The organism is Pseudomonas sp. RIT-PI-S (assembly GCF_025642975.1).
GTDB lineage: Bacteria > Pseudomonadota > Gammaproteobacteria > Pseudomonadales > Pseudomonadaceae > Aquipseudomonas.
Map to the genome: position 1 here is coordinate 1 of NZ_JANZKJ010000001.1, position 15,537 is coordinate 15,537.

General features: G+C 64.1%; 15 protein-coding genes. 10 read left to right on the plus strand and 5 right to left on the minus strand.

Annotated features, from left to right (window positions below; all coding sequences use genetic code 11):
- Positions 1-43 precede the first annotated feature (43 nt).
- The 3 genes from OGL93_RS00005 to OGL93_RS00015 all read left to right on the plus strand — a co-directional run bounded on the left by OGL93_RS00005 (position 44) and on the right by OGL93_RS00015 (position 2,155).
- Positions 44-613, plus strand: coding sequence for a GNAT family N-acetyltransferase (locus OGL93_RS00005; RefSeq protein ID WP_263260181.1), 570 nt, complete (start codon positions 44-46; stop codon positions 611-613).
- A gap of 64 nt (positions 614-677) precedes the next feature.
- Positions 678-1,547, plus strand: coding sequence for an acyl-CoA thioesterase II (gene tesB, locus OGL93_RS00010; RefSeq protein ID WP_263260182.1), 870 nt, complete (start codon positions 678-680; stop codon positions 1,545-1,547).
- Positions 1,544-2,155 carry an HAD family hydrolase gene (locus OGL93_RS00015; RefSeq protein ID WP_263260184.1) on the plus strand — a complete coding sequence of 204 codons (612 nt, stop codon included), beginning with the start codon at positions 1,544-1,546 and terminating at the stop codon, positions 2,153-2,155. Before tesB ends, OGL93_RS00015 begins: the two co-directional genes overlap by 4 nt.
- Positions 2,156-2,367: 212 nt before the next feature.
- Here OGL93_RS00015 and OGL93_RS00020 read toward each other — a convergent pair whose 3' ends face one another.
- Positions 2,368-3,258: a neutral zinc metallopeptidase gene (locus OGL93_RS00020; RefSeq protein ID WP_263260186.1), complete on the minus strand. Its 891-nt coding sequence runs from the start codon at positions 3,256-3,258 to the stop codon at positions 2,368-2,370.
- 145 nt (positions 3,259-3,403) lie between these two features.
- Between OGL93_RS00020 and pcaH the strand changes: the two genes are divergently transcribed.
- Both pcaH and pcaG read left to right on the plus strand, forming a co-directional pair.
- Positions 3,404-4,123, plus strand: a complete 720-nt coding sequence (gene pcaH, locus OGL93_RS00025) for a protocatechuate 3,4-dioxygenase subunit beta (RefSeq protein ID WP_263260188.1) — start codon at positions 3,404-3,406, stop codon at positions 4,121-4,123.
- 14 nt (positions 4,124-4,137) lie between these two features.
- Entirely contained in the window at positions 4,138-4,743 is a 606-nt protein-coding gene (gene pcaG, locus OGL93_RS00030; protein ID WP_263260189.1) for a protocatechuate 3,4-dioxygenase subunit alpha, read from the plus strand.
- Between the two features lie 34 nt (positions 4,744-4,777).
- Here pcaG and OGL93_RS00035 read toward each other — a convergent pair whose 3' ends face one another.
- Together OGL93_RS00035 and OGL93_RS00040 are read right to left on the minus strand one after the other, a co-directional pair.
- Positions 4,778-5,602: an aldo/keto reductase gene (locus tag OGL93_RS00035; RefSeq protein WP_263260191.1), complete on the minus strand. Its 825-nt coding sequence runs from the start codon at positions 5,600-5,602 to the stop codon at positions 4,778-4,780.
- 15 nt (positions 5,603-5,617) lie between these two features.
- Entirely contained in the window at positions 5,618-7,336 is a 1,719-nt protein-coding gene (locus OGL93_RS00040; protein ID WP_263260193.1) for an FAD-dependent oxidoreductase, read from the minus strand.
- A 157-nt stretch (positions 7,337-7,493) separates the two neighbouring features.
- Between OGL93_RS00040 and OGL93_RS00045 the strand changes: the two genes are divergently transcribed.
- From OGL93_RS00045 to OGL93_RS00065, 5 genes are all read left to right on the plus strand, one after another.
- Positions 7,494-8,270 (plus strand): IclR family transcriptional regulator, encoded by a 777-nt coding sequence (locus OGL93_RS00045; protein WP_263260195.1) that lies wholly within the window; start codon positions 7,494-7,496, stop codon positions 8,268-8,270.
- Between the two features lie 70 nt (positions 8,271-8,340).
- A complete protein-coding gene (locus OGL93_RS00050; RefSeq protein WP_263260196.1) occupies positions 8,341-9,156 on the plus strand; it encodes a sugar phosphate isomerase/epimerase in 816 nt (271 codons plus the stop codon).
- Between the two features lie 3 nt (positions 9,157-9,159).
- Positions 9,160-10,119, plus strand: a complete 960-nt coding sequence (locus OGL93_RS00055) for a DMT family transporter (protein ID WP_263260197.1) — start codon at positions 9,160-9,162, stop codon at positions 10,117-10,119.
- A gap of 249 nt (positions 10,120-10,368) precedes the next feature.
- The gene (gene quiC / locus OGL93_RS00060) at positions 10,369-12,279 is read left to right on the plus strand and encodes a 3-dehydroshikimate dehydratase QuiC (protein ID WP_263260199.1); all 1,911 of its coding nucleotides are present in this window, start codon (positions 10,369-10,371) and stop codon (positions 12,277-12,279) included.
- Between the two features lie 90 nt (positions 12,280-12,369).
- Complete coding sequence (locus OGL93_RS00065; RefSeq protein ID WP_263260200.1) at positions 12,370-13,032, plus strand: TetR/AcrR family transcriptional regulator; 663 nt, start codon at positions 12,370-12,372, stop codon at positions 13,030-13,032.
- 67 nt (positions 13,033-13,099) lie between these two features.
- Here the strand turns inward: OGL93_RS00065 and OGL93_RS00070 are convergent, their stop codons facing one another.
- Positions 13,100-13,975: a shikimate dehydrogenase gene (locus OGL93_RS00070; protein ID WP_263260201.1), complete on the minus strand. Its 876-nt coding sequence runs from the start codon at positions 13,973-13,975 to the stop codon at positions 13,100-13,102.
- A gap of 118 nt (positions 13,976-14,093) precedes the next feature.
- Positions 14,094-15,509, minus strand: a complete 1,416-nt coding sequence (locus OGL93_RS00075; RefSeq protein WP_263260202.1) for an MFS transporter — start codon at positions 15,507-15,509, stop codon at positions 14,094-14,096.
- Positions 15,510-15,537: the final 28 nt, after the last annotated feature.

A 15,537-nucleotide genomic window follows, 5' to 3' on the forward strand; every position in this document is an offset into this window, starting at 1 on the left:
GAGTGTGCCAGCTTTCGCTATCGAGGAACAAAGGAGGCCACCGATGACCGACCTGCTGACTTTGGAAAGCCCGCGGCTGTGGCTGCGCCAGTGGCAAGACGAAGACCTCGCGCCCTTCGCCGAGCTTTGCGCGGACCCCACCGTGATGCGGTACTTTCCGGCGCCGCTGAGCCGCATAGAAACCGCGGCCCTCATCGGCCGTATTCGCGGGCACTTCGCAGAATACGGCTATGGCCTATGGGCGTTGGAGCGCAAGGACGACGGCGCTTTCATCGGCTTTACCGGATTGAGTCACGTGCGTTTCGAGGCCAGCTTCACCCCAGCGGTGGAGATTGGCTGGCGCTTGGCGCGGGACTATTGGGGCTTGGGCTACGCCAGCGAGGCCGCGTGGACCTGCCTGGGCTGTGCGTTCGAGCAGCTGGGGCTCGAGGAAGTGGTGGCCTTTACCGCCGAGCCGAACCTTCCATCGCAGAAGGTGATGCAAGCCATCGGCATGCAGCGCGATGCCGCCAGCGACTTCGACCACCCCGCAGTGGCGCAGGGCAGCCCCCTGCAGCGCCACCTGCTGTATCGAATCGGCCGGCAGGCATGGCTACAAGCCATGCACGATTAGGCGGTTGGCCAGCACATCAAGGTATGATGGCCGCTTATGTATTTGCGACCCGAGGTGACATCGAATGAGCCACGTCCTGGACGATCTGGTGGATCTGCTGAGCCTGGAGCCGATCGAGGAAAACCTATTCCGTGGGCGCAGCCAGGATCTGGGCTTTCGCCAGCTGTTCGGCGGGCAGGTATTGGGGCAGTCGTTGTCGGCCGCCAGCCAGACCGTAGAAGACGACCGCCATGTGCACTCGCTGCATGGCTATTTCCTGCGCCCTGGCGATGCCTTGTTGCCCGTGGTGTACATGGTGGACCGGGTCCGTGATGGCGGTAGCTTTTCCACTCGCCGGGTCACGGCGGTGCAAAAAGGCAAAACGATTTTCACCTGCTCGCTGTCGTTCCAGTACGACGAAGAAGGTTTCTCCCACCAGAGCCAGATGCCCAACGTGGTCGGCCCGGAGAACCTGCCCACCGAGCTGGAACTGATGCGCCAGGTGGAGGAGTTGATCCCGGCGCACTTGCGGGAAAAGCTGCTGTGCCCCAAGCCTATCGAAATGCGCCCAGTGGCCGAGCGGGACCCGTACAACCCCACCCCAGGGGATCCGGTCAAGTATGTGTGGTTCCGCGCCGATGGCGCCCTGGCGGACTCGCCCGCCTTGCATAAATACGTAATGGCCTACGCTTCGGACTTCAACCTGCTGACCACCTCGCTGCTGCCCCATGGCAAAAGCGTGTGGCACAAGGACATGCAGATGGCCAGCCTGGACCATGCGTTGTGGTTCCACGGCAACCTGATCGCCGATGACTGGCTGCTTTACGCGCTGGACAGCCCTTGGGCCGGTAACTCCCGGGGCTTCTGCCGGGGCAGCGTGTATAACCGGGCAGGCCAATTGGTGGCGTCCTCGGCGCAGGAAGGGCTGATCCGCCATCGCAAGGACTGGGTGTGATGCTGGCCGATATCCACCATTGGGTGTTCGACATGGACGGCACCCTCACGGTGGCGGCGCACGACTTCGCGGCGATTCGCGCAGCGCTGAGCATTCCCGCGGACCAAGACATCCTCGGCCACCTGGCGAGCCTGCCCGCCAGCGAAGCCGCCGCCAAGCATGCCTGGCTGCTCGAGCATGAGCGCGAGCTCGCCCTGGCATCCCGGCCAGCGCCTGGCGCGGTGGCGCTGGTGCGCGAGCTGGCGGGGCGGGGCTATCGGCTGGGCGTGCTCACTCGCAATGCACGCGAACTGGCGCTGATCACCCTGGCGGCCATTGGCATCGGCGATTGCTTCGACACCGAGCACGTTCTCGGTCGCGACGAGGCGGCATTCAAGCCCTCCCCAGAAGGGCTGCTGAAACTGGCGCAAACCTGGAACGTGCCTCCGCAGCGGATGGTGATGGTGGGGGATTACCACTTCGACCTCGCCTGCGGCCGCGCCGCGGGTACCCACACTGTGCTGGTGAACGTGCCGGAGAACCCCTGGCCAGAGCTGACCGATTGGCACGCGCTTGATTGTGGAGCGTTGCTGGGAATGCTGTCGGCCCCGGAGCGTGCAGGCGCTTGAGCTGAGCCTTGTGGGGCCGGGCGTAGCCCGGGAACGCACGGCTCATTGGGGTGCCGGACGGTAGCAGCAACGCCTGCGCGCGACCGGAGGCGTATCGCTTGGGTAAAGGCAGTCGCGGGCAACCCTGCTGCTACGGGCCTTGCACCTGTGGAGCTGGGCGCAGCCTGCGAACCCTAGGCGTTGCCGGTTCGCGGGCTTCGCCGGATAACGCCCTACAGGCTCCGCGTATTAAAGGTGTCGCACTGGTCCAGCTTGCCGCCCTCGAACCCTGTCTTGAACCAGCGTACCCGCTGCGCCGAGGTGCCATGGGTGAAGGAGTCTGGCACTACGCGGCCCTGGCCCTGCTGCTGCAAGCGGTCGTCGCCGATGGCGTTGGCGGCGTTGAGAGCTTCCTCGATGTCGCCGGGCTCCAGCCAGTTCAGCCGCTGCTGGGCATGGTTGGCCCAGATGCCGGCGAAGCAGTCGGCTTGCAGTTCAAGCCGTACCGACAGGCCATTGGCCCCTTCCATGTTCTGCCCCTTCTGCCGGGCGGCATCCACCTGCCGTTCGATACCCAACAGGTTCTGCACGTGGTGGCCCACTTCGTGGGCGATGACATAAGCCTGGGCAAAGTCACCGGCCGCATTGAAGCGCTGGGTCATCTCCGTGAAGAAGGTGGTGTCCAGGTAGACCTTGCGGTCGCCCGGGCAGTAGAACGGCCCGACGGCGGAGGACGCGAGCCCGCAGGCTGAGTTCACTCGCCCGCCGAACAGCACCAGGGTAGGGTCTTCGTACTGGCGGCCGCCTTCCTTGAAGATCGCCTGCCAGGTGTCTTCGGTATCGCCCAGGATGGCCCGCACGAATTCGGTCTGGTCGTCGCCGCCGGCAGGGGTGCTCCGTTGCTGTGTAGGCGCTGGCGCGGTGGCCTGGCCGGTAAGTTGGCCGAGGATCTGTAGCGGGTCCTGGCCGGTGAGCAGGCCGAAGCCCACAATCAGCACCACCGCGCCCAGGCTCAGCCCCTTGCCGCCTACCCTGAAGCCGCCGCCCCCGCCATAGCCACTGCTGTCTGCATCGCCCCGTGCATCGACCACATTGTCGCTGCGCCTGCCTTTTTTCCACAGCATCCCGGCTTCTCCTCGAGTTTTTTTCATAACCATATGGTTATGTAAGAACGGCTTATTTTCAGTAGTCGCTCTACCGGCTTTGGCGGACACTCAAAGCCCGCGTATTGACCGTGCGACCTTATAAATCCAATAACAGGAGATCGACATGTCTGAACAAGACACCAGTCGCTTCATTATCCGTGACCGCAACTGGCACCCCAAGGCGCTGACGCCCGACTACAAAACGTCGGTGCCGCGTTCGCCTCGCCAGGCTCTGGTGAGCATTCCGCAAACCGCAAGCGAAAGTACCGGCCCAGACTTCTCGCATCTCAAGCTCGGTAAGTTCGACAACGATCTGCTGCTGAATTTCAATAATGGCGGCCTGCCGATTGGCGAGCGGGTGATTATCGCCGGCCGGGTGATCGACCAGTTCGGCAAACCCGTGCCCCGTACGCTGGTGGAAATGTGGCAGGCCAATGCCGGCGGCCGCTATCGCCACAAGAATGACCGCTACCTGGCCCCGCTGGACCCGAACTTCGGGGGTGTAGGCCGCACCCTGACCAACGGCGAAGGCTATTACAGCTTCCGCACCATCAAGCCTGGCCCGTACCCGTGGCGCAATGGCCCGAACGATTGGCGCCCGGCACATATCCATGTGTCCATCAGCGGCCCGTCGATCTCCACCAAATTGATTACTCAGCTGTACTTCGAGGGCGACCCGCTCATTCCGATCTGCCCGATCGTCAAGTCCATCGCTAACCCTGAAGCGGTGCAAACGCTGATCGCCCGCCTGGACATGACCAACGCTAACCCCATGGACTGCCTGGCCTATCGCTTCGACGTGGTACTGCGCGGCCAACGCCAGACCCATTTCGAAAACTGCTGAGAGGAGTAACGCACATGCCCGTTCAAATCTTGCCGGAAACCCCCTCGCAGACCGCTGGCCCCTACGTTCATATCGGCCTGGCCCTGGGCGTTGCCGGTAACCCTACCCGGGAAGAGGAAATCTGGAACGAGATGGCCAAGCCCGGCGCCCCAGGCGAGCACATTGTGCTGGTGGGCAACGTATACGACGGTAATGGCCACCTGATCCGCGACTCTTTCCTGGAGTTCTGGCAAGCGGACCATCACGGCCGCTACCACACCGAATACAACCTGGAAAACCCCTTCAACAGCTTTGGCCGTACCGCGACCACCTTCGATGCGGGGGAGTGGAGCCTGCAAACGATCAAGCCGGGCGTGGTCAAGACCACTGCGGGCATCCCCATGGCGCCGCACATCAACGTCAGCCTGTTTGCCCGTGGCATCAACATCCACCTGCAAACGCGTATTTACTTCGACGACGAAGCCGAGGCCAACGGCAAGTGCCCGATCCTCAACCTGATCGAGCAACCACAACGCCGTGAAACACTGATTGCACGCCGCTGCGAAGTGAACGGCAAAACCGCCTATCGCTTCGACATCCGTGTGCAGGGCGAGGGTGAGACGGTGTTCTTCGACTTCTGATCGAAGCGTGCCACCTACCCGGTATAGGCGCCGCTCAATCCCAACGCGGCGCAAATTCCGGGTTGACCAGGCGCTGGTCCTTGGGAAGCCCAGCGATCAAGGCCCGGTCTTCGTCGTCCAGCTGAACCTTGAGCGAATCCAGGTTGCTTTGTTGGTTAGCAAGGCTTGCCGCTTTGGGGATGGCGGCAACGTTTGGCTGATCGAGCAACCACTTGAGCGCCACCTGGGAAGGCAGCACCCCGTGCTTCTCAGCGATCCGCTGGATCTCCGGGAACTGCGTCACTCGGTTGCGAGCCAGCGGGCTATAGGCAGTCAATGCCAGGCCGTGCTGTTGGCAGAAGTCCAGCAGTGGTTGCTGGCCCAGGCTAACGTGGTATTCGACCTGCAGCGCCGCCAGGGGTACGTGCAACTCCTCCACGGCCCGGCGCAGCATCGGCAGCGGGAAGTTGGCCACGCCGATGGCCTTGGCTTTGCCGCTATCGCGCAGCGCCGCCAGCGCGTCGAGGCTGCGCTCCATGTTCCAGTCCCCCCGCCCGGGCCAGTGGATCAGGAACAGGTCGATATAGTCCAGGCGCAGCGCTTTGAGGCTGGCTTCGAACGAGGCGCGCAGGTCGGCCGGGGCAAGTTTGTCCCACCACACCTTGCTGGTCACATGAATGGCTTCGCGTGGCACCGACGTGCGGCTCAAAGCCTGGCCCACGGCCGCTTCATTGTTGTAAGCCGCGGCGGTGTCGATATGCCGGTAGCCCAGGTCCAACGCGGTGCACACTGCATCGCTGCAGGCTTGGTCGAGCATCGGCCAGGTGCCAAGGCCCAGCTTTGGCATGCTCAGGCCTAATGAATTGTCGAGGGTTTGCATCGGCGCCTCCTTGGGTCAGCAGTTATCTGAAAGGCCAGCGGCATGGCGGCCGGCAATGTAGCCAAAGGTCATGGCCGGCCCGAGGTTGATGCCGCCGGCTGGGTAAAAACCGCCCATGATGCTGGCCATGTCTGCCCCGGCCGCGTACAGCCCGGGAATCGGCACGCCGCTGGCGTTCAACACGCGTGCACTGGCATCGGTTTTCAGCCCGGCAAAGGTGCCGAAGCTGCCCGGGCGCACCTCCACGGCGTAGAACGGCGGCTGCTCCAAGGGCGCCACGCAGGGGTTGGGGCTGTGCCGCGGGTCACCTTGCTTGCGGTTGTACAGGCTATGGCCGCGGCCGAACTGCGGGTCTTCTCCGCGCCGGGCATGCAGGTTCCAAGTGCTCAAGGTTCGCTCCAGCCCCTCGGGATCGATGCCACAGTTGCGGGCCAGTTCGCCGATGGTGGCGCCGGTTTTCAAGTAGCCCGAGCGCAGCGCCGGCTCCACTGGGAAGGGGAACGGCCTGGCGATGCCCAGGCCGTAACGGCGCAGGAAGGCATGGTCGCAGATCAACCACGAGACCACGTCCGTTCCTGGGGCCTGCTCCACCATTGCCTTGGCATAGTCGTAGTAACCGCCCGCTTCGTTGACGAAGCGCTCGCCATTGGCCAACACGCCAAAAATGCCCGGTTTGCCACGGTCGATGATGTGTGGGAAATGCCCATGGCTGCCGTCCGGGTAGGGCACGCGCGACACCGGGCACCAGGCGGCCGGGCTGGCTAGATCGTCCGCCACCACGGCGCCCACGCTTTCGCCAAGGCGCAGGCCATCGCCATTGGCCGCGGGCGGCGGCAGTGGCAGGTGATCCCCATTGCGAGGCGCGCGTGGAAACGTCGCCTGGCGGCGGGCTTGGTCATGCGGGAAGCCGCCCGCGGCCAGCACTACGCCTCGTCGCGCGTGGACATGTACCTTGCCTTTGGCAGTGGCCACCTCGGCACCGGCTACGCGATCACCGCGCTGGATCAACCGCGTGGCCGGCGCGCTGGGCCACAGCACCACGCCAAGGTCCTCGGCAGACTTCGCCAGGCGGGCGATCAACGCCACACCGTTGACTAAGTGAGTGGCGCGGCCCTTGAGTGCCATGCCCAGCAGGTGGGCACTCAGGCGCCGCGCCACGTGCAGCGCCGAACGCCATGAGCGGGTGACGCTGAGGAAGGCGGCCAGGTCCGCGCCGGCCATGATCGGCATGCCCAGCACCGCGGTTTCACGCATCGTGCGGCGCAGCCGGGGCAGCAACTTGCCGAGGCTATAGGCGCTGATGGGCGCGGCAATCACCGAACGCCCGCCTACGCCGGCGCCCGGGCTGTCGCCGTGGATATCGGCGATACCGTTACCGTCGGCGAACTGCAGCGCGGTGCGCTGTTCGAAAAACGCCACCATCTCTGGCCCCGCCTTGAGGAAAGCCTCGACGCGTGCCGGGTCGAAGCGCTCGCCTAGCTCATGCTGGAGGTATCGGCGCGGTTCGGCGGGGTCTTCGATGATGCCGGCGCGCTTGGCCAAGGGATTACAAGGTATCCACATCCATCCCCCAGACCAGGCGCTGGCACCGCCCAGCACTGGGTCCTTTTCCACCACGATAACCCGCAGCCCCTGCCAGGCCGCGCTCACCGCCGCCGATAGGCCCGCCGCGCCGGAGCCGATTACTAGCAGGTCACAGGTGAGCGTGGAGAAGGGGTGGGATAACTCTGGCATAAAAGCACTCAGCGGGTTTTAAAATGTGGAACTGTGTTCCAGAATTTTAAGAAGCTATCTCGCCTGCAGCCAACCCCTTAGGTATCGAAAGCGGGCGAAGATCGCACGCAGACCCAGGCTTCACTACAATCGCGGTTTTTCCAAAGGGCCCACTACCATGGCCGGAAGTCAGATCGAACGCGCCCTGAGCCTGTTGGAGCGGCTCACGCTGGAGCCACGGGGCCTGCCCTTGCAGGCGCTGGCCGACGCGCTGGGCATTCCCAAAAGCGCGGCGCACCGCATGCTCGGCGAACTGTCGCGCTTGGGCTACGTTCGGCAAAACCCCGAAAGCCTGCGTTACCTGTTGACCACGCGGCTGGTTGCCCAGGGCTTTCGCTACCTGGGCAACAGCGGGGTGGACATTGTGCAGCCGATCCTTGATCGTCTCGCCGAACACAGCGGCGAGCTGATTCGCCTCGGCGTGGTGGAAGGCCCGCGGCTGACCTGGCTGGCCAAGGCTCAAGGCGCCCGCTCCGGCTTGCGCTACGACCCAGACATGGGCCGCGAGGCGCCACTGTTTTACACCGCCTCCGGCCATGCCTGGCTGGCGACCCTCGGCGACGCCGATGCCTTGGCGCTGGTACAGGCCCAAGGTATCGCCCCGGCCGAAGGCTTCGGCCCCAACGCTCCACGCAATACCGCCGAGCTGCTGGAACGCCTGCGCCTGGCACGCGAGCGCGGCTATGCCTGGGTACTGGAAAGTTCGGCCGTCGGGATGTCTGCGCTGGCCGTGGCGGTGCGCCATCCCGCTACCTCGGCAACCTTGGGGGTGCTCAGCGTGGCGGGACCAACCGCGCGCCTGCCCGAAGCACGGCTGCATGACCTCGCCCCAGCGGTGCGGGCGGCCGCGGTGGAGCTGGCGGAAGCGAGCCCGGCATCTGAGTGGTTTCAATGAGGAGGCAGGGGTTGTATTGAAACTGGAACTCGGTTCTAAATAAGCGAACTTCAGCCTTTCCCGGTTCTCGATGATGGATCGCAATTTCTCTTTGGCCGCGCTCACCGTATTGGAGCTCTCGCCTGTAGACATGATCGAAGTGGCCGCTCGTGCGGGCTATACCCATGTGGGCTTGCGCACCGAGCCGGCCACCGCCGAGGAACATCACTTCCCGCTGCTGGCGGACGCTGCCCTGCGCCGCGCCACTCACCAGCGGTTGCGCGACACCGGGGTAAAGGTGCTGGATATTGAAATCCTTCGGTTAAAAGCGGACACCCAGGTAGCCAGCTTCGAACCGCATCTGGCTTTCGGCGCCGAGTGTGGCGCCAGCGAGCTGCTCGTGGCCGGCAACGATCCGGAGCTGGGCCGCTGTGCCGAGCGGTTTGCCGAGCTGTGCAACCTGGCAGCGGGTTACGGCCTGCATCCCCACCTGGAGTTCATGCCGTGGACCGACGTGCCAGACCTAGCGACCGCTATTGAAGTGGTGAACCGAGCCGGGCGCACCAACGGGTGCGTGCTTGTGGACGCATTTCACTTCAACCGTTCCCGTTCAAGGCTGGAGCAACTCGAGCAGCTGCCGCCCAGCCGCTTGCGCTACGCTCAGTTGTGCGACATCGCCGGGCCCCCTCCGGCCGACCTCGCCCGGGTGCTGTACGAAGCTCGCCACGAGCGCTGCCTGCCCGGCGACGGAGATTGCGACCTTACCGGGTTGCTGCGAGCGCTGCCGGCGGGCATTGCCCTGAGCCTTGAAATCCCTACCCGCCGTTTGCTCGAGCAGGGGCTGAGCGCGCTCGACCGCGCGACCCTCGCCTTGCAGGCGACCCAACGCGTACTGGAACGCCTCTAGCCCATGACCAAAACTGACATGTCGTTGACCGGAAGCAGCCAGCCGCTCAAAGGGATGCTGTTGATGGTGATAGCCACGCTGCTGTTCGCCAGCCACGACGTGTTATCCAAGTACCTCTCTGGCTTCTACCCCGTGATGCTGGTGATCTGGGTGCGGTATTTCGTGCATACATTGCTGATGATGGGGATTTTCCTGCCGCAGTCCGGGCTGCGAATCCTGCGTACCCGGCGGCCGTCGTTGCAGGTGTTGCGCGCGCTCTGCCTGTTGGGGACCAGCCTGCTGTTCGTTTCCGGGTTGCAGTACATCCCTCTGGCCGAAGCCACCGCGGTCAACTTCCTCGCGCCGTTGCTCGTGACGGCGCTGTCGGTGCCCTTGCTCGGAGAGCGGGTGACCTTCGGCCAGTGGGCCGCCGTGTTGGTAGGGTTTTGCGGGGTGATGATCATCGTTCACCCCGGGGGCGAGCTGTTCACCCCGGCGATTCTCTTTCCGTTCGGCTCAGCGCTGTGCTTCTGTTTCTATCAACTGCTGACCCGCAGAGTCGCGGAGGTCGATAGCCCTACCACCAGTAACTTTTTCGCCGGGATCTTCAATACCTTGCTGATGAGCGCGGTGGTGCCGTTCTTCTGGCACTGGCCCAGCTGGCTGGACGGCCTGTTCATGGTGGCGCTGGGTGGTTGTGGCATGTCGGCGCACTTGTTGCTGACTCAGGCTTTTCGCCATGCGCCGCCTGCATTGCTGGCGCCCCTGGGGTACTGCCAGATCGTTTTCGCCGGCATCTATGGCTATGTAGTGTTCCACCACAGCCTGCCTTCGACCACGGTCGTGGGCATCGTGGTGATTTGCAGCAGTGGCGTGGCGGCGGCCTGGTTGCAGCGGCGGGCGAAGGCTGGGGAACCCTCGGTGGCGGCGCAGGCCCAACGTACAGGCGCCGCAAGCGGCCGGGCGGCCGAGCAAGGCAGTTAGCGATCCTGCACTAGGCTGGGCGGTAATCGAACACAAAACTAACCAGTTGGTACGCTCGGGCGGTGGGGTTTCGGTATAACCCTAACCCATAACTGTAGGAGCCGGCGCCAGCCTGCGAACCTACGGGGCGACAGGCATGCACGCTGTTGCCCGTGTTCCACAACCGCGGATAAGCGTTCGGCTTCGCCCAAGGCCACCGGCGTACACGGGCCGACGCGGCAGGCTTGTTCGCACCAGGAGTAGGTCACCATGCATCGTTCGATCGCCACCGTCTCACTCAGCGGCACTCTCCCAGAAAAACTCGAAGCCATCGCCGCCGCCGGTTTCGATGGGGTGGAGATCTTCGAAAACGATCTTCTTTATTACGACGGCAGCCCGCGGGAGATCCGCCAGATGTGCGCGGACCTGGGGATCGCCATTACCCTGTTCCAGCCGTTTCGCGACTTCGAAGGGGTACGTCGCGATCGCCTGGCGCGCAATCTTGAGCGCGCGGAGCGCAAGTTCGACCTGATGCAGGAACTGGGCACGGACCTGGTGCTGGTGTGCAGCAATGTGGCGGCCGACTCGCTCGGCGAGCATGAAATCCTCGTGAACGACATGCGCCTGCTGGCCGAACACGCCGCCGCGCGTAACCTGCGCATTGGCTACGAAGCGCTGGCATGGGGCCGCCACGTGAATACCTGGCAGCAGGTATGGGAGATCATTCGGGAGGTTGACCACCCGAACCTGGGGATGATCCTCGACAGCTTCCATACGCTGTCCTTGCGGGGCGACCCTTCGGGTATCGCTCAAGTGCCGGGGAACAAGATTTTCTTCGTGCAGATGGCCGACGCGCCGTTGCTGGCCATGGACGTGCTGGAGTGGAGCCGGCATTTTCGCAATTTCCCCGGCCAAGGCGATTTCAACCTGCCCAACTTCCTCGCCCCTATCCTCAAGACGGGCTATCAAGGGCCGTTGTCGCTGGAAATCTTCAACGATGGCTTCCGCGCCGCGCCGCCTCGCTCGAATGCGGCCGATGGCTTGCGCTCGCTGCTGTACCTGGAAGAAAAAACCCGCGAGCTGCTCGCCCAGGGCGAGGTGGGGCAGGCCGACACCGAACAGTTGTTCGCCACACCGCCTGCTGCCCCTTATGGCGGTGTGGAGTTTCTTGAATTTGCCGTTGACGAGGCCACGGGTGCCAAGCTCAAGCACTGGCTGGGGCAGCTAGGCTTTGCCGTCGCCGGCCAGCATCGATCGAAAAGCGTGACCCTGCTACGGCAGAACGACATCAACCTGATCCTCAACTCGGAGCCCTATTCGTTCGCCCATAACTTCTTCGAGGCCCACGGCCCGTCGCTGTGCGCCACGGCCATACGGGTGAAGGACAGCAGCGCCGCGCTAGAACGCGCCGTGGCCTACAAAGCCCAGCCTTATCGCGGGCTGGTAGGGCCCAACGAGCGGGAGCTGGCTGCGGTCCGGGCGCCCGACGGCAGCCTGCTTTACCTGGTGGACCCTGATGCCCAGGGGCGCACCATCTATGACACCGACTTCAACCTCACGCCGGTGCCCGCTGCCAGCGGCGGGCTCAAGCGCATCGATCACATGGCCATGGCGCTGCCCCCCGACGCGCTCGACAACTGGGTGCTGTTCTACAAGAGCGTGCTGGACTTCACCGCCGACGACGAGGTGGTGCTGCCGGACCCATACGGCCTGGTCAAAAGCCGCGCGATCCGCAGCCGTTGCAGCTCGGTGCGGCTGCCGCTGAATATCTCGGAAAACCGTGGCACGGCGATCTCCCACGCCTTGTCGTCCTACCGGGGCTCGGGGGTTCACCACATTGCCTTCGATTGCGACGATATCTTCGCCGCTGTGACCCGGGCGAAGGAGGCGGGCCTGCCGCTGTTGGAAATCCCGCTCAATTATTACGACGACCTCGCCGCGCGGTTCGACTTCGACGAAGAGTTCCTGAGCGAGTTGGCCTACTTCAACGTGCTTTATGACCGCGACGCTAACGGCGGCGAGCTCTTCCATGTATATACCGAGCCGTTCGAGAACCGTTTCTTCTTCGAGGTGCTGCAACGCCGAGCTGGTTATGCCGGCTACGGCGCGGCCAATGTGGCGGTACGCCTGGCGGCCATGGCTAAGGCCAGGAGCGGCGGGCAACGGCAGGCACGGCTGTAAGCGCCTGGCCTGGCCGCTTACCCTGGATCCGCTTCCTTCCTGCTGGCTGGCGCCGCATAATCACCGCTGACCCACACAGGCTTAGAGCCCATGACAATAACGACAGACATGCCCGTGGCCAGCGCGCCGCGCCGCACCCGCAAGAACAACCCGGAAAAAACCCGCGAAAGCATTCTGCAGGCCGCCATCGTCGAGTTCGTGGCCCAGGGGCTGGCCGGGGCACGTGTAGACGCCATCGCCGAGCGCACGCAGACCTCCAAGCGGATGATCTATTACTACTTCAACAGCAAAGAGCAGCTCTATGTCGAGGTGTTGGAGAAGCTGTACGGTGACATCCGCCACACTGAAAGCAGCATGCACCTGACCGAGCTCGAGCCGTTCGAAGGGCTCAAGCGGCTGGTGGAGTTCACCTTCGACCACCACGACCGCAACGTGGATTTCGTGCGCATCGTGTGTAACGAAAACATCCACCAGGGCGAGTACATCAAGCAATCCCGCTCGATCCGCAGCATGAACCAGACCGTGCTGGTGCAGCTTGAGGCCTTGCTGGCCAAGGGTGTGGCCAGCGGTGTGTTCCGCCCGGGGCTCGAGGCCCTGGACGTGCATATGCTGATCAGCTCGTTCTGTTTCTATCGGGTGTCCAACAAGCACACCTTCGGGGAAATCTTCCAGGTGGACTTCAACGATCCGACACTCAAGCGCCATCACCGGCAGATGATCGTCGAGTCCCTGGAGCGCTTCGTTAGCGTCTGAAGCCAGCAGCAGTTGGCCTAGGCCGCGACCGGCGCACCACCGAGGGTGCGCCGGTCGCGGCCAGGCCTCAGGCGTTCATGCTGTGGAAGTGAGCGCTCATGCGCTCGGCGTTCGCTGTGATCCCGGTAAACAGCTCGAACGCCTTGACCGCCTGGAACACCGCCATGGTGCTGCCGTCCAGCGTGCGGCAGCCCAAGGCGCGGGCGTCGCGCAGCAGTTCGGTTTCCAGGGGAAAGTAAACGATTTCCGCGACCCACAGCTCTGGGCGCAACAGCGCCTTGGGTACCGGTGTACCCGGCAACTTGGCCATGCCCATTGGGGTGGTGTTGACGATGCCCTCGGCTTGCCCGACCGCCAGGGATAAATCCGTGCCGACCTGAGCGGGCTCGCCGGGAAAGTGTGCGTTGAGGTTGTGCACAAGGGTCTGGGCGCTGTGTGGGTTGACGTCGAATACCGTCAGCTGCTGTACGCCTTCGAGCAGCAGCGCGTGAGCCACCGCCGACCCCGCGCCACCCGCGCCCATCTGCACTACCCGCCCGCGCCCTGCGTCGGCGAGGCCGCGGCGCAAGCCTTCGGCGAAGCCCAGGCAGTCGGTGTTATGGCCAACCCGCTTGCCATCCTTGAGCACTACGGTATTGACCGCGCCAATGCCCTTGGCCTCGGGAGAGAGCTCGTCGAGGAAGGGAATGATGGCCTGCTTGCTAGGGAAGGTGATGTTCAGCCCGGTGAAGCCCATGCGTTGGGCGGCGATGAGCAGTTCCTCCAATGCGCTGTTGTCCAGCTTGAGCACGTCCAGGTCGATCAGCCGATACACATAGCCCAGGCCTTGGGCATGGCCTTCCTGTTCATGCATGGCAGGGGTTCGGGACAGCTGTATGCCCTGGCCGATCAGCCCGGCCAAAATGCTTCGGCACGCTGGTGAGGCGGGGGAGGTGGCACTCATGGGAAAGCTCCGTTGTTATTTTTAAGCAGCTGGTAATAAATTGTACCAACTGGTTAATGAGGTCAATGCTTTCCCCTGATGGAGCCCACCCCGCCCGTCGAAACCGGGCGGCAATCGGTCAGTTGGCGCTGCCAGCCACTTTTGCGCCGGCGTTCGCGGGCAATTTCCACACATCCACGGCCGCCGCCAGGGTCAGCAGGCCAACGGCAACGAACGCCAAGTGGAAGGCCGTTGGCTGGGCGGAGCCCACCCCCAGGATGCCTTGCGCAGCCCGTAGCAGGATCACCGCCAGGGCAATGCCAAGGCCGAATGCGAGTTGCTGGGTCATGCTGAACAAGGTGTTGGCCGAGGTCATCAGCGGCGCTGGCACGTCAGCGAAGGCCAGGCTGTGATAGGCGGTAAAGCCCATGGAGCGGGCCATGCCGGAGATCACCAGCACCGGGACGATCGCCCAAAGCGGCGTAGCCACCGTCATGCCGGCGCAGGCGAAGGTGGTCGCTGCCAGCACGCCGATGCTGCCAAGCAGCGTGGTGCGAAAGCCTAGGCGTTTGAGGATGGCGCTGGTCATGGGCTTCATGCCGATGTTGCCAGCGAACAGGGCTAGCACCAGCAGGCCGGATACGAGCGGCTCCAGGCCGAAGGCCAGTTGGAACATCAGCGGCAGCAAGAAGGGCGCGGTGCTGACCATGGCACGGTATAACGAGCCCCCGCCGATGGTGACCGCGTAGGTTTGGGTGCGCAGGGCTTCAAGCCGCAACAGCGGGGCGGCCGCCTTGCGTAAATGCCGTTGCAATCGCCACAGCACCACCGCGCTAACGCCCAGCCACACATAGCCTTGCAGGTCTGCGGGTAGCTTGCCCACGCGTTCCAGCCCATGCACCAGGCCCGCGCAACCCAGCGCGCAGTATGCGAACCCTAGCCAGTCGAATGGCTGATGATCAGCTTCCGCCACGCTGGCTGGCATCCACCGCCAGGCGCAGGCCAGGGCCAGTGCGCCAAGGGGCAGGTTCAGCAGGAAGATCCAGTGCCAGGAGGCGTAGCTGGTGATAAAGCCACCCAGCGGTGGCCCCAGCACCGGCGCTACCAGGCCCGGCCAGGTGATCAAGGCGATGGCCCCGAGCAAGTGGCGTTTCTCGGTATTGCGCAACACTGCCAGCCGGCCGACCGGCACCATCATGGCGCCGCCCACTGCCTGCAGCGCCCGGGCAAGCACGAACTGCCAGAGGGCCTGGCAGCTGGCGCACAGTACCGAGGCCAGGGTAAAGAGCAGCAACGCCGCCATGAATACCCGCCGGTGGCCAAAGCGCTCGGCAACCCAGCCGCTGGCGGGAATGAACACCGCCAGGGTCAGCACATAGGTGGTGATGCCGACATTGAGGTCCACCGCCTCGACCCCAAAGGAGCGTGCCATGGCCGGCAGTGCGGTCACAATCACGGTGGCGTCGAGGTTGTCCATGAAGAACGCCGCGGCCACCAGCAGCGCCAGCAGCCGGGCCCGTGAGGGCGACGAGGCAAAAGCGGATGGGGTAGTCACAGGGGGCTCCGGGCCACAGGCCCTCCGG